Genomic DNA, 15,660 nt, shown 5'->3' with positions numbered 1-15,660 from the left:
AAGTAAGAGGAGGACTACTATGAATCATTCGCCCAAAATAAGTAATATTCAGACTGAAAAAGAGAAAACAGAACCATTTATCATGCTGCCTACGGTTGATTTTTGTTTTAAGGAGCTGATGTGTAGTGAGAAAGCCAGGAAAGGATTAATTGCAGCATTTTTGAACCTGGACCCAAAGGATATTCAGGAAACGGTACTTATGAATACAAGCCTGCGAAAGGAAAACGAAAATGAAAAGCTAGGAATTCTTGATGTAAGGGTAAGAATGCATGACAATACCCAGATTGATCTGGAAATGCAGGTACTTCCTTTCCACTGTTGGGAGGAGCGCACCCTGTTTTATGCCTGCAAGATGTACACAGACCAGATTGTTAGTGGCGATAATTATGATGTTCTGGTGAAATGTATCCAGATCAGTATACTTGACTTTGCATTTTTAAAGGATACAGATCAATGGTATTCCTGTTTTCATCTCCGGGAAGACCAGAGAGGTAGTTTATATTCCGATAAACTTGAGATGCATGTACTGGAACTGCCAAAGCTGGGGAATGGGGAAGAAGCGGAAAATGATCTATTGCAATGGGCGAAATTTCTAAACGGAAAACGGGAGGAGGATTTCAAAGAGATGGCAGAGAAAAATGAGTACATAAACGAAGCGTACCAGATCTTAAAAAACATAAGCGCCGACGATCAGAAAAGATACGAATACGAATCAAGGGAAAAAGCGATCCGGGATCATAACCATATGATTTATATGGCGAAGAAGGAAGGATGGGAATCCGGCCGGGAAGCAGGCATCGAAGTATTTATACAATATAATCTGGATGAGGGTATCTTTCATGATCGAATTGTTGAAAATCTACAGAAACGTTTTAACTTGAATTATGATATCGCTGAAAAATACTACGAGAAATACAAGTAACATGGTGGAAAGCTGTTGCAAAAAAGGCATTAAATGCCGTTTCATGCATCAGCTTTTTTATTTGCGGCAGTGACCTAAACACGGTAATACTTCTAGGTTCGTTTGGCAACAGGCGCGTTGGTCAGATACCCCGCAGTATCCTGCGGGGTATCTGACTTTGCAGAGAAAAAGAGGAGTGATGGAAATCAAAGAGATGAATTGTTAAAAATCAAAGGAAAGATTAAATTTTGTAGTTGTGATCCGGGGATAGTTTTTATAAAGTAGAGTCAAATACTCTGTCATAATCTGCAGGGTATTTAAGTCTGGCAGTGAATAATTGCAATGCAGGTATTTTTACCTGATTCGCTGTCTGGGGGAATAAATAGAACAGAAATGGAGAAATACAAGAATGAAAGAATTACATATGATTTGTAACGCACATCTGGATCCTGTCTGGCTGTGGGACTGGGAAGAGGGGATAGCAGCGGCATTATCTACTTTTCGGATAGCAGCCAGATTCTGCCAAGAATATGATGGCTTTATTTTTAATCATAATGAAGCATTACTGTATCAATGGGTAGAAGAATATGAACCGGATTTATTTCAAACAATTCAGGATCTGGTGAAAGGAGGAAAATGGCATATTATGGGTGGATGGTTTTTACAGCCGGACTGCAATATGCCCTCCGGGGAGTCTTTTGTTCGTCAGATGGAAGCGGGAAGAGAATATTTTTATGAGAAATTCGGAGTACTTCCCAAAACAGCAGTGAATTTCGATCCTTTCGGACACTCCAGGGGGATGGTACAGATTATGCACAAGGCAGGGTATGATTCCTATATTTTCTGCCGCCCGTCCCAGGAGGACTGCCAGCTTGCGGATGATGACTTTTTATGGATTGGGTTTGATGGTTCCAGTATAAAAGGACATCGTTCCAGTGAACATTATAATTCACTGATGGGAGAAGCGGGAAAGAAAATCACAGAGTTTCTGAAGAGCCACCGGGAACAGGAAACAGGATTGCTTCTGTGGGGAATCGGAAATCATGGGGGCGGACCGTCCCATGTGGATATGGCGCAGATTCTAAATAAAAGAAAGGAAAATCCCCGGTGTGAACTGAGACATTCTATTCCGGAGTCATACTTTGAGCAGATTGAAAATGAACATAAAAATCTGCCTGAATATGATCGTGATCTGAATCCCTGGGCAGTAGGATGTTATACTGCCCAGATCAGAATCAAACAGACGCACAGAAAACTGGAAGGACTGCTGTATATGACGGAAAAAATGGTATCTGCAGCAGTGTTCCAGAAAAAGATGAAATATCCCGAAGAAGAGCTAAAAGAAGCAGAAAGAGCATTGCTTACTGCTGAATTCCATGATATTTTACCCGGCTCAGCGGTGAAGTCAGTGGAAGAGTCCGGTATACGGATCATGAACTATGGCATGGAACTGCTGGAAAAACAGAAAAACAGAGCATTCTTTGCCCTGGCGCAAGGGGAGCTGCCGGCAAAAGAGGGAGAATATCCCATATTAATTTACAATCCCCATCCCTATCCGGTAAAAGGAGTCGTAACCTGTGAATTCCAGATGCAGAATCAGAACTGGGATTCCAGCTTTGGAATGCCAAAGATCTGTTATAGGGATACAGTGATTCCATGCCAGGTAGAAAAAGAAGCGTGCAATATGAATCTGGACTGGAGAAAAAAAGTAGCATTTTACGCTGAACTGGAACCCATGCAGATGAACCGGTATGACTGTACGATCAGGTTTATGGAGAAGCAGCCAGAAATGGAGCGGCAGGAACAAAATACAGAGATTTCTTTTACCGGGGAGCATATAGAGGCTGTGATCAGCAAAAAAACAGGATTGATGGATTCCCTGAGAATAGACGGAATTGAGTATCTGAAGAAAGGGGCATTTGGGCTTTCCGTGCGGGACAGCGGATTTGATCCCTGGGCAATGAATGTGCAGAGCTTTCCAAAAGAGGAAGGCAGATTTTTGCTGATGGAAAAAGAGGAAGGTGCGGTTTTCTCCGGTGTGGATGCCCAGTTGGAAAGTGTGCGGATTATCGAGAACGGCCAGGTTCGAACCATAGTGGAAGCTTTATTTCGATATCATAATTCCAGAGCAGTGATACATTATATATTGCCTCAAAAAGGAAAGGATGTGGATCTGGAGATTTCTGTGGAATGGATGGAAAAAGGCAAAATGCTAAAACTGGAAATACCCACCTGCCTGAATGGAGAAAATGTTTGTGAAACGGCTTATGGTGTTCAGATATATGAAGCAAGTGAGAAAGAAAGAGTGTTTCAAAGATGGTGCGGTGTTTTTGATAAAGAAAAAGATGGTGCATTAACCTGTATTAATAACGGATGCTATGGGGGAGATTTCCGGGATGGAACCATGAGGATTTCCCTGATCCATTCCGCAGCTTATTCTGCACATCCCATTGAAGAGAGGACTTTGCTGGACCAGGACAGGAGTATTCCATGCATGGATCAGGGAGAACGAAACTTCTGTTTCCGCCTTGGGGGAGGAAGCTTTAAGCAGCGCATAGAAAATGTGGCATCAGAGGCTGCAATATTCCAGGAAAAACCGTTGGCGGTAGCATTTTTTCCAACAGAAAAGGCATCTGTAAAAAAGAAATGGATTGAAATCTCAGACCCCGGCTGCATTCTGGGGGCAATGAAAAAAATCCGGGGAAGGGATACATACCTTATGCGGTTATTTGAAAGTACCGGAATGGCAAGAGAGGTAACCGTCAGTCTCTGGGGCGAAGCAAAAAAAAGGGTATGGTTGAATCCCTATGAAATAAAAACGCTGGAACTGGATCCGGAAACATGCCGTATGGCTGAATGTCCGATGATTCCTTCCGTTATCCCGAAGATAAAAAAATAAAATTTAAAATGGAGGAATTAAAATGCAATATCAGGTCGTATTTAAACAGTTTCATGGAAGTATACCGGTTAAGGAGGAACGCTGGGAGCCGGACAGAGGGGAAAATGAACAGTGGAAAGATCTGGAACAATTTCCCTGCAGGATTCAGTGTATCCGAAGTGACGAAGGCAATGAGCAGCGTTTTCTTATACGCACGGAGATGATACATCGTCTGGAAGATCCGGTTTCTATCTCTTTGGAATTTATAAAAGAAGGCTGGACAGGACGAGAATATGTATTTATGCCGGCAGCTGTTTATGACGGGAACAGGATGAAAAGCAAGCGGCTTTCCTATCCTCCTTATCACGTAGGAAAGACTGAGGGGGGATGGGACCGGGTAATTACAGACATTCCCCATCTCAATTATAAGGGGGAAACTTCCAGTATCCAGCTACGGTCCGGTGATATGAGTACTCCTGCCATGGGATATTTTCAGGAGGACCGAAAGGAAGGTGTTCTGATTCTGGCAAATCATATGGTGCATGGGAGATATACCGGATTTACAGTAACAGACAATGTAGAGAGAGCTGTTTTTGGGGTTTCCTGTCCGGCTGTCAGAGAAGAGAAAAAATACTTTTTTGGAGAGCTCCCCGATGGATCCGGTTTTTATCCAACCTGTGAGGCGCCATCGGATGATGTGGGAATGATATTGCTGGAAGGGGAACGATTGGAAATGGAAATTCGGTATTATCAGTTTCCCGCCGATAATCTAAATCAGTATTTTATGAAATTCAATGAACTGCGGGAAGAAATGGAAACGGGTCAGGAGTTCTGTGACATCCCATTTTCAAAAGCTTATGATGCAGTCAAAGATAAATATAACAAGATGAATTTTACGGAAGAGGGATATTTCCGTGTGGGGACAGAGAATGATGTTCCGCCTTCTTTCTGGCAGGCAGGCTGGGTGGGGGGAGGTATGAATACTTATTCATTCCTTCTGGAAGACAAGGGGCTGGCACGCAGTCAGTCAGTTTCCAGCCTGAAGTTCATCACGAAACACCTGCAGCGGGATAATGGGTGGTATATCCCGATGTATGCAAATGGGCAGAGCTATGGAGATGACTTTCTGAATGAAAACAGTCCGGTTCTTTTGGTGAGAAAAGATGCAGATCTGTTATATTTTCTTCTGAAACAGGCTTTTTATCTGAAGCGTCATGGGGAAATGATAGAAGAAATGCAATGCAGTATAGCATGTCAGGCAGATGCATTCGTGCGGTTTTTCAAAAAAAACGGACAGCTGGGACAATTTATTAACATGCAGCAGGAAACGCTTCTACAGGGAGATACAGCAAGTGCAGCCATTATTTGTGCAGCGCTGGCTTTGGCTTATGAATATTTCCAAAAACCAGAATATCTGGAAACAGCCGAAGCACTGGGGGATCTCTATTGGGAGGACTATTTGAAAAAAGGGATGATGAACGGAGGACCCGGAGAAATCTGTCAGGCACCGGACAGTGAATCTGCATTTGGTTTTCTGGAATCCTGTGTACAGCTTTATGAGACGACGGGAAAAGAAAAATGGCTGCAGGCGTCCAGAGAAGCTTTTGAATTGGCGGTCACCTGGGTAATGAGTTATGATTTCCACTTACCGGAGAGAAGCACCGCGGCAAAAATGAGGGCTCACACCAGGGGAACCATATTTGCAAATGCCCAGAATAAACATTCCGCACCCGGAATCTGCACCCTGTCCGGAAATTCAATGCTGAAACTTTACCGCTATACGGGGGATCAAAAATATTTGAATTGGATGAGCCGGATCAGCCATGCATTGGCACAGTTTGTTTCCCTGCAGGAAAGACCCGTTGATACATTGGCAGGGCGTGCACTTCCCGCCGGATATTTCAATGAAAGAGTGCAGACCAGCGACTGGGAAGGAAAGGAAACAATAGGAGAATTTCTGTATGGTTCCAACTGGCCCGAAGTGTCAATGCTTCTGACCTATGTAGAGATTCCGGGAATTTATCTGGATCTGGACCGAAAAGTACTGCAGTGCTCGGATCATGTCAATGCTCAGATTATAAAAGAAGACGAGAGAGAAATACTTCTGCAAATCTCAAATCCTACCCGTTACAATGCAGTAGTAACATTAATGGTGGACCATAGCCGGAATCCTGCTTCTATGGGCCATCTGTATTATGAAGACATGAGGAAAATCGAAATTTGTGCCGGCATGGAACGAAATGTAATAATAGAGAAATAAACCTGCAAGATGTATTTAGAAAGCAGTGAACCGATATACAAAAAAGAATATCAAAAAGTATTTTATAATAGGAAGAGAGGTAGAATAATGACACCAAGAGAACTGGTATATGCAACACTGGAATTCAGAAATCAGACCGGAATAGTACCGCGGCAGATGTGGACACTGCCATGGAGCGAGTGGAATCACCAGGAGATGGTTAATAAGATACACAGAGATTTTCCCGATGATATAATTGGAGCAGTGTGCAATTTTAAGGAGAAAACGATTGAAGAAGGGGAGCCTTACAGATATGGAATCAGCCGGGATGCATGGGGCTGTATTGTTACCAATATTCAGGAAGGAGTTATCGGTGAAGTGCGGGATGCACTGGTTCAGGATGATGACTGGGAGGATGCGGATAAGATTCACATACCCAGGGAATGGCTGAGTTTTGACCGGGATCAGGTGAATCAATTCTGCAGAAGCACGGATCGTTTTGTGACTTGCGGATGCTGCCCAAGGCCCTTTGAACAGCTGCAGTTTATCAGAACAACGGAAATTCTCTACATGGATTTAATGGACATTCCGCAAAGGATGAAAAACTGGATGGGAAAAATGCATAGTTTTTATTGCGAATTGCTGGAGGAATGGGCTAAGACAGATGTGGATGCGATCAACTTTATGGATGACTGGGGAAGCCAGAGCAGTCTGCTGATTAATCCCCGGATTTGGCGTGAAATCTTCAAACCTATGTATCAGGATTATATTGAAATTGCCAAAAGACATCATAAAAAAATTTTTATGCACTCTGACGGATATATTCTGGATATCTTACCGGATTTAGCAGAAATGGGGCTGGATGCTGTCAATTCCCAGATCTTCTGTATGGGTGTAAAGAATCTGGAACCTTTGGCGGGAAGAATCACGTTCTGGGGTGAAATGGACCGGCAGCATCTTCTGGTTGAAGGAAGTCCCGCCGATATCCGGGATGCAGTGGAAGAAGTGCGGGAGACTCTGTGGAAACGCGGCGGATGCATTGCCCAGTGCGAATTTGGTCCGGGAGCAAAACCGGAAAATGTATATGAAGTATTTCAGGCATGGGCAGGGAAAAAGGAAGGAGAAGTTGGATGATGAATAATCAGGTAACAGATCAGGCAGCAAATCCGATAACAAACCAAAACACGGTGCGGATGTCAAAAAAGGAGCGTGTCTGGGCGGCAATACGACATATGGAAAGTGACAGAGTCCCAAAAGGGGAATTATATATTCAGCCACAGATCGCCAATAAACTTCTGGGAGAGGATTATCCGACGGATCACCAGCATTTTGAAAGAGACAAAAAGGTACGGGAATTACTGCATATGGATCTGGTCAATGTGGGGGACTGGCCGGAATGGGAGATAGGTCAGACGGATGACGGCAAAAAAGTGCTGCAAAGTGTGTATGGACAGACTTTCCTGGCCGGAGAGGAGAGTAAGTGTCTTTTGAAGCCTCCGGTTGATATCGAGGATGCCGGGGAATATCAGGAGCCGGATATTGCCAGGGTAACCGGGGAACTGGTTGAAAAGTACGCAAAGGAGACGGATTTCTTTGTGTTTGCCCAGGTGGGTGGACCAATCTCTATGCTGAATGAAATGTATCCCATGGAAGACTATATGGTGAATTGCATTACATATCCGGAGGAAACCCATATATTAACGGAAAAAGTAATTGCTTTTGAGATAAAAAAAGCAAAATTATTCCTGGATAAGGGGGCGGATGCCATTCTTATTGCGGACGATATGGCATTTAATACCGGAGTGTTTCTGCCTCCCTACGTGATGGAAGAGAATGTATATCCGTTTTATAAGCAGATGATTCGGGAAATCAAGGCATATAAAAATATTCCGGTATTTCTTCACAGCGACGGGAACCTGAACAGCGTTATGGACGATCTGGTGGAATGCGGATTTGACGGCATTCAGTCCCTGCAGCCTTCTGCCGGTATGGATATCCGCAGGATTAAGGATAAATATGGTGAAAGGCTGTGTCTGTGGGGAAATATTGATCTGGACTATATCATGTGCTTTGGCACCGTGGAAGAAGTGCAGGCAGATGTCCGAAAAACCATAGAGGCAGCAAGCCCCGGAGGCGGTTTTATTCTCTCTACCTGTAATACGATGGTGGATATAATTCCGCCGGAAAATATTTTGGCGATGATCAGGGAAGCTGATATCCAGTCTGGTGATGATCAGGGAAGCTGATAGCCATTGTGAATAAGGTTAATTTTTGAAAGTACAGATTTGAAAGTCCATTTTCTCTATAAAACAATGTAATTGCAGGATTTAAAAGTTGTAAAAAAGGAAGAAATGCGTGAGAATATGCACAGAGCGGCAGTGAGTTTTGTAAAACAATGAAACCGCTGATAAAATGGAAAGGGGAAGAGGGTTGAAAGAAAATTTTAATAAAGAAAGGAAGCCACGGTGTGATTCTTCCAACCTGTTTATTGTGGCAGTATTGCAGGCAAGACTGCAATAAGCAATGGGTATAAAGATGAAGGAAAAACGTAAAAGAGGACGCGTTTCCAGAAAAAAGAATACGACATTAACCATAATGGCCCTGCCGGCAGCCGTAATTCTTTTCCTGTTTTCTTATGTTCCTATTGCAGGACTGATTATTGCTTTCAAAGATTTTCGGTATGACAAGGGATTTTTAGGAAGTGACTGGATCGGATTTAAAAATTTTGAATTTTTCTTTAAATCTAACGATGCGTGGGTAGTACTTAGAAATACGATTGGACTGAATGTACTTTTTATCGGTATAACCCTGGTGGTTTCAGTGGCAATTGCCCTGATGATGAACGAAGTGCGAAGCAGAAAAATGATAAAGGTAACACAGACGATTATGTTTTTCCCATATTTTATGTCGTGGGTAGTAGTGGGTTATCTTTTGTATGCGTATTTGCATCATGACTATGGTATCATTAACCAGCTGCTGCAATTTTTGGGGCTGCACAGTATTTCGTGGTATGCACGGTCAGAATACTGGCCGGTAATACTGACTTTTATGTATGCGTGGAAGATGGCGGGCTACTACAGTGTAATCTATTATGCAGGTCTGATGGGAATTGATGATACCTATTATGAAGCAGCAGCTCTGGATGGAGCAAGCAGATGGCAGATGGTATGGAAGATAACGCTTCCAATGCTGAAAGGAATTATTATAGTAATGGTAATTCTTCAGGTAGGAAGAATTATGTATGCGGATTTCGGACTGTTTTTCAATCTGACAAGAGACCAGGGTGCACTTTATGCAACTACGGATGTATTGGATACTTACATATACAGGGCACTGCGTGTAACCGGTGATATCGGAATTGGTTCCGCTGTGGGATGTTTCCAGGCAGTGATAGGATTTGTACTGATTATGGGCTCCAATCTGGTTGTACGGAAACTGGACAAAGACAGTGCATTATTTTAAATGGGAGGAATAAAGATGAAGAAAGATTTATCATTAGGCCCTAAAATTATCATTTATGCATTTCTGGGTCTGTGTTGTTTACTATGCGTAATTCCCATTATCACGGTGGTATCCATTTCCTTTTCCAGTGATATCCGAATCATGAAAGAGGGCTATGGAATTTTTCCAAAAGGCGTGACGCTGGATGCGTATAAATTTGTATTTAAGGATGCGGCTGCAATACTCCGGTCTTATGGTGTGACGATTTTAGTTACTGTTCTGGGGCTTGGATTCGGGCTCACACTGAATTCCATGATCGCATATGTCCTGTCCAGAAAAGACTATGCCTGGCGCAAACCGCTGACGGTATTTCTGATTATTCCCATGGTGCTGAATGGCGGTATGGTTCCTACCTATATATGGCTGACAAAATACCTGCATTTAAAAAATACGATCTGGGCAATGCTGCTGCCTATGCTGATTGTTCCATGGTTTATCATCTTAATGCGAACATTTTTCACCCAGCTTCCGGCATCGCTGATGGAAGCAGCCACCGTGGATGGTGCAGGGGAGCTGACAATATTTACGAAAATTGTATTGCCCCTTGCAAAACCCGCCCTGGCAACGGTAGGGATGTTTATAACATTGAATTACTGGAATGACTGGTTCCAGCCGCTTATGTATATTGATAACCGGGAGCTTTATAATCTCCAGTACCGGCTTTATGTTCTGATGCGGGATGTACAGGAGATGATCAAGAATTCAGCAATATCCGGAATGGGAATCAGCATGGCAGACATGCCCACGGAATCTATGCGTATGGCGATGTGCGTGATTGCAGCAGGACCTATGCTGGCTGTATTCCCGTTTTTCCAGAAATATTTTGTAAAAGGATTGACTGTCGGAGGCGTAAAAGGCTGATAAAGAATGTAAATTGCTATGTCAATTACATATAAATTTTATGAGGAGGAATAAAGATGAGAAGGAAAAATTTGATTGCTTTTGGAATGGCAGCAGTAATGGTAATGGGGACACTGGCTGGATGCAGCGGAAACAGTAATTCAGAGAAAAGTTCCCAAACTGACGCAAAAGCGGAAAGCGGCAGTGAGACTGGCGGCAAAAATGACGTATCGGAAGAAGGAGACGGCGGCGGAGCGGAGAAAAAAGAAGACAAGGAAGTTGTCAATTTGAAAATTCATACACCGGTTCCGGAGCAGACAGACGGAAAGGCAGTAATGGAAGCACTGAATGAGTATACGAAAGAAAAAATAGGGGTAACCGTAGACTATGTATTCCATGGAGGCGCTTACGGTGATAAAATCCAGACCATTATTGCATCCGGTGAAGAGTATGATGCCTGCTTTACGTCAAACTGGCTGAATCCTTACAATACCAATGTGGTAAAAGGTGCATTTATAGACATTACAGAGCTGCTGCCAAAGGCTGCACCGGAACTTCAGAAAGCGATTCCGGACTATATATGGACGGCAGCTACAGTAAAAGGCGGAATTTATGCAGTTCCAAACCAGCAGATTGTGGCCCGCCAGATCGGTGCACTGATGCCAAAAGACTATGTGGACGGAACAGGAACAGATATTAGTACAGTTAAAAACCTCACAGATTTAGGTGAGTATGCCCAGAAAGCCTTTGATCAGTTTGGTGCAAAGGTAGGAGGGGTAAATCGTGCCCAGGCAGCGGATTACTGCGGATATGAATATATCAGCGATTACATGGCAGCCGGTGCGATTAAGATGGATGATACATCCGCTAAGGTTGTAAACTTCTATGCAACAGATGAATGGAAAAATATGCTGAATGAGCTGGTCAGTCTGAATGAAAAAGGGCTTCTGGACGGCGAATGCGGATATATGGATGAATACGGCGAGAGCCAGCGTGTTGCAAAAAAGACGTCTGCCTTTTATTCCGGAACTTATAAGCCCGGTGTGGAAGCCGAAGAATCCGCAAGAGCAGGATATGAATGTGTAATGGCTACGGCGGCAACGGATCCTTATATTTCCACTAACAGCGTAATTGCAACCATGTATGGCATTTCCACAACCTCCAAACATCCGGAAGAAACACTGAAGTATCTGGAACTGATCAACACAGATCCTTATGCTATAAATTTGATTTCCTACGGTATCGAAGGAACACATTATAAAAAGACCGGTGAGAATACAATTGAACTGATTTCTGACAGCGGTTATTCCCATGGTCAGTCGTGGGCATTGGGAAATGTATTCAACACCTATGCACTTGCCGGACAGCCGGAAGATATCTGGGAGCAGACCAGGGCACTGAATGACAGTGCGAAGACATCTCCGATCCTTGGTTTCTCCTTTGATCCGGAGGCAGTCAAAATGGAAGTGACAAATGTGTCTAAAGTTGTAAAAGAGTATGAAAGCCTTGTGGGCGGTGAGCTGCCTGTGGAAGAAACGAATGCCGAATTCCTGGAAAAATTAAATGTGGCAGGAATTGATAAAGTGATGGCTGAAATGCAGAAGCAGATTGATGAATTCCTCGCTTCAAAATAATAAGATATACAGAGATAAATATGTAACGCCGCGGGTAGATGAAGCTTTCCACCCACGGCGTTTTCATGGAAAAAGAAGAAAGTGATAAAAAAAGAAGTCTTTGCCACAATTTGTAGTTGCAAAAAGAAGGGTTCTGTTAGAAAATTATTATAAAATTAGCTGACAGGGGGAAGTGAAATGAAATTGATGGAAAGCTGCAAGGGATATCTTGCTCGTAAGCATAAAGACCAGAAGCAGATGGAGAATCAAAAATTATTTCGCAGAATTTTTCTTGGGATTTCCGTAAGTATGCTGGTAGTGATTCTGGCGGGTTCGGGATGGATGTACCGCATGGTGAAAAAGGTCATCATCGATCAGAATATCCGGATGTCCATGCAGGCATTTTCACAGGTGCAGACGGATTTTGAGGAAGCCAACGGCACAGCCAATATGATTGCCACCCAGGTAATGCTTGATGACGTCTGTTCCGAACTGCTGACAGCCGTTTCGGGACAGACGCTGAACAGTATCACCCTGAGCAAGGTGCGCAACCAGCTTTCTCTGTACCAGAATACGAATCCCGAAGTTGAATCCATCTATATTTATAATAATGACCTGGACCTTTTTATCACCTCCGGAAGCAGGTTTGGGGCAGTGGGAAAAGCAGAATATTCCGACCAGAATATAGTAAGCATCTTAGAAAATCCGCAAAAGTATCATACACAAAATCTGATCCGCAGAGAGATGACAACGAAATATTCCAATCAGACAGAGAAAACGGAGGTTGTCTATTCTTATCTATTATATGCAGCAGAACAGAAAAAAACGGGAAGTGTGGTTATTGTCAATATGAAATTTGATAAGATGCTGCAGGAAATTCTGGATATGGAGATTCTGAAAGACAGCCGGATGCTTATTATCGATGAAAAGAATGAAAGGCTTGTGGATTTACAGACCTATCCGGTCCAAGAGACTGCGAAGATGAGGGAAACGGTACTTCAATTGGCGGAAAAAGGGATTAAGTATCAGGAAGCAGTGGTGGATGGAGAGAAATATTTTTTCTCCTATCTTTTTTCAGGCAAAAGCCAATGGAATTATGTCAAAATTACCAGGTGGAATTCAATGTTCCATGTTCTTCTGGACCTGCGCCGCTGGATCGTGGGATTTACGCTTACTATTGTAATTGCGGTCGTTGTAATAGCCCTGGCTAATTCAGTAACCATTTTGAAAATACATAGAAGGCTGGAAAAAAAATATGCCCTGTCTGAAAGGCGTTCGGACCGGTATCTTCTGAGAGAAGGATTCTTAAGCGATTTTCTTCACAACAGAAAGCTTTTTGGAAAAAACCAGCTGCGTCAGCAGATAGATAACTTTGGATTCTCCGTTGACGAAAACCAGAAGTATGCCGTGTTGATTTTACAGTTGGAAGCGTACAAAAAATTCCGGGATATTTATGGCAAAACAGGTACCTACGATATCAAATATGGCTTTCAGAATATATTTGAAGAAACTTTTGGGAAGTATTTTCAGGTAATGGGATTGATTAACCGGGATCACACACTGACGTTTCTTCTGGAAACAACGCAGGAGGCTGGAATGCAGGAGAAGATCAGGGAGTGTTTCCACGCGTTCTGTGAAAATGTGAAAGTTTTTATTGAATGGAATTTTTCCCTGGTCGGATCAGAAGAAACTGTTAATCTGGAAAAGGTTCCGGAAGTGAACAGCAATCTGAAAACGGTTATGCAGGAAAGCTTTTTTTATCCGCCGAATACTTATTTTACATACGAACAGATTCAGACAGAGCATGGAGAACAGGCGGAGTTCCAGCAGCTGGAGGCGGGCAGCCTGCCTAAGGCAGTTCGTTCCGGACAGGATGTGTGGGAGGTCTACCAGAGCTTTACACAGAAACTTAAAAAGTGCAGTATGGTGGAATATATGAATGCGATTATCTGGCTGGGCATAACTGTTGTCCGTAGTGTAAAGGACTTTTCTTTTTATGAAACCGAAGCAAATGACTTCTTAGTTCAGCTGACAGCATGTGAAAAGGCTGCTGAAGTGGATGAACTGTTCCTACAGCTTTTTGAAAAAATACATGAAAAGCAGGAAAAGGCAGCAGTTAAAAAAGGAGTGATCGGGAAGCTGGATGAAGTAAAAAAATATATTGAAGAAAACTTTTCCGATCCTAATCTCACACTGGAACAGCTGGGAGATGAATTCAGTGTATCACCAAATTATCTTGGAAGGCTGTTTAAAAAAGATATGGGAATGTCTGTGGCGGATTATATAAATGGGGAACGCCTGCAGTGGGTGTTAAAGGAATTGGAGAATACAGAGCGGGCAGCAAAAGATCTTGCAGAAAAATGCGGATTTGTGAGCACAAATTATTTTTATACTTATTTCCGGAAAAAAATAGGCGTGACCCCGCAGGCATACCGGGAACAATTCAGGGAACAAAAAGGAGTTAAATAAAGCCTCGAATTGTTTGCAGTATATTTGCCCCGAATTCAGGTTACGTAGCCCGCTACGCGCCCTTCATTCGGGACAAATCTACCACAAACTGTGACGCACATCTGTCAGAAAGCAATTTTAAAACATGCTCTAAAGTTGAAAGAAAATTATGATATAGAAAGGAAGCCACGAGGTGATTCTTTCAACTTGTTTTTAGTGGCTGTATTGCAGGCTAACCTGCAATATGTGACGGGTATTAATATGACACACAAAGAACGTTTTATAAAGACCTTACAATGTGAGGATATCGGGGGAAGGGTGCCCCATTTTGAACTGGTATTTTTCCTTACCATGGAGGCACTTGGTAAGGTACATCCCAGCCACAGATTCTATGAACAGTGGAATCAGATGAGCTACACGGAGCAGAAGCTTCATATTCAGGAGATTGCTGATATTTATATCGATACTGCAAAGCGATATGATCACAGTGCAATTTTTGTACACTCCAACCCAGGGGGCTTTGATAACATCCAGTGGTTACTGGAAACCATCCGGGAAAAGTCAGGAGATGAATATTATCTGATGATGCATGGAGATCCGACCTGGGCAATTCCGGACGGGGATACCATGATTGATTTTGCAGTACAGATGCTGGAGGAGCCGGAAAAACTAAATGAGATATCTAAGAGAAGAGTAGAGGAGCATGCTGCTTTTGCTGATAAGCTGGACCGAAAAGGTCATTTACTGGATGGATTCACCCTTTGTTCCGATTATTGCTTTAATACAAATCCATTTTTTTCCCCGGAACAGTTCGAAGAACTGATCATCCCCTATTTAAAAGAAATCATCAGTGAATACAGAAAAATGGGGTATTATTCTATCAAACATACAGACGGGAATGTGATGCCCATTTTAAAACAGATTGCAGACTGCAAACCAAATGCGATCCATTCCCTGGATCCCCAGGGGGGCGTAAATCTGGCAGAAGCAAGAAAGATTGTGGGAGACGGCATTGCACTTATCGGAAATGTAAACTGCGGTCTGCTACAGACTGGAACGGATGATGAATGCGACGCTGAAGTACAAAGATCTCTGCGTGAGGGAATGGAGGCGGAAAAGGGATACATCTTCTCCACCTCTAACTGCGTATATACGGGCATGGCATTAGAGCGGTATGAAAGAATGTGGAAGATCTGGCAGAAATACGGGATTTATTCCGATTAGTGAAGGTACACAAAGA

The 15,660-nt window shown here is 43.1% G+C and carries 11 protein-coding genes; 10 read left to right on the top strand and 1 reads right to left on the bottom strand.

Annotated elements, in window-relative coordinates; all coding sequences use genetic code 11:
• Positions 1-19: 19 nt before the first annotated feature.
• The 9 genes from QR40_RS18745 to QR40_RS18705 all read left to right on the top strand — a co-directional run bounded on the left by QR40_RS18745 (position 20) and on the right by QR40_RS18705 (position 14,441).
• Positions 20-922, top strand: a complete 903-nt coding sequence (locus tag QR40_RS18745) for an Rpn family recombination-promoting nuclease/putative transposase (protein WP_044296368.1) — start codon at positions 20-22, stop codon at positions 920-922.
• Between the two features lie 388 nt (positions 923-1,310).
• Positions 1,311-3,800 carry a glycoside hydrolase family 38 N-terminal domain-containing protein gene (locus QR40_RS18740; RefSeq protein WP_044296367.1) on the top strand — a complete coding sequence of 830 codons (2,490 nt, stop codon included), beginning with the start codon at positions 1,311-1,313 and terminating at the stop codon, positions 3,798-3,800.
• A gap of 22 nt (positions 3,801-3,822) precedes the next feature.
• Complete coding sequence (locus QR40_RS18735; protein WP_044296366.1) at positions 3,823-6,039, top strand: glycoside hydrolase family protein; 2,217 nt, start codon at positions 3,823-3,825, stop codon at positions 6,037-6,039.
• Between the two features lie 87 nt (positions 6,040-6,126).
• The gene (locus QR40_RS18730) at positions 6,127-7,152 is read left to right on the top strand and encodes a uroporphyrinogen decarboxylase family protein (protein ID WP_044296365.1); all 1,026 of its coding nucleotides are present in this window, start codon (positions 6,127-6,129) and stop codon (positions 7,150-7,152) included.
• Positions 7,149-8,264 (top strand): uroporphyrinogen decarboxylase family protein, encoded by a 1,116-nt coding sequence (locus tag QR40_RS18725; RefSeq protein ID WP_044296364.1) that lies wholly within the window; start codon positions 7,149-7,151, stop codon positions 8,262-8,264. Before QR40_RS18730 ends, QR40_RS18725 begins: the two co-directional genes overlap by 4 nt.
• Positions 8,265-8,541: 277 nt before the next feature.
• Positions 8,542-9,480: an ABC transporter permease gene (locus QR40_RS18720; protein ID WP_052377588.1), complete on the top strand. Its 939-nt coding sequence runs from the start codon at positions 8,542-8,544 to the stop codon at positions 9,478-9,480.
• A 15-nt stretch (positions 9,481-9,495) separates the two neighbouring features.
• Positions 9,496-10,380, top strand: a complete 885-nt coding sequence (locus tag QR40_RS18715; RefSeq protein WP_052430939.1) for a carbohydrate ABC transporter permease — start codon at positions 9,496-9,498, stop codon at positions 10,378-10,380.
• A 56-nt stretch (positions 10,381-10,436) separates the two neighbouring features.
• Positions 10,437-11,993 carry an ABC transporter substrate-binding protein gene (locus tag QR40_RS18710; protein WP_044296362.1) on the top strand — a complete coding sequence of 519 codons (1,557 nt, stop codon included), beginning with the start codon at positions 10,437-10,439 and terminating at the stop codon, positions 11,991-11,993.
• A 177-nt stretch (positions 11,994-12,170) separates the two neighbouring features.
• Positions 12,171-14,441: an AraC family transcriptional regulator gene (locus tag QR40_RS18705; protein WP_044296361.1), complete on the top strand. Its 2,271-nt coding sequence runs from the start codon at positions 12,171-12,173 to the stop codon at positions 14,439-14,441.
• Between the two features lie 35 nt (positions 14,442-14,476).
• Here QR40_RS18705 and QR40_RS33805 read toward each other — a convergent pair whose 3' ends face one another.
• Positions 14,477-14,542, bottom strand: coding sequence for a DUF6783 domain-containing protein (locus QR40_RS33805; RefSeq protein WP_416389857.1), 66 nt, complete (start codon positions 14,540-14,542; stop codon positions 14,477-14,479).
• 94 nt (positions 14,543-14,636) lie between these two features.
• Between QR40_RS33805 and QR40_RS18700 the strand changes: the two genes are divergently transcribed.
• Entirely contained in the window at positions 14,637-15,644 is a 1,008-nt protein-coding gene (locus tag QR40_RS18700) for a uroporphyrinogen decarboxylase family protein (RefSeq protein ID WP_052430938.1), read from the top strand.
• Positions 15,645-15,660 lie beyond the last annotated feature (16 nt).

Origin of the sequence: Robinsoniella peoriensis (assembly GCF_000797495.1) — a bacterium.
GTDB classification, from domain to species: Bacteria; Bacillota; Clostridia; order Lachnospirales; family Lachnospiraceae; genus Robinsoniella; species Robinsoniella peoriensis.
This window is presented reverse-complemented; position numbering and strand designations above follow the sequence as displayed.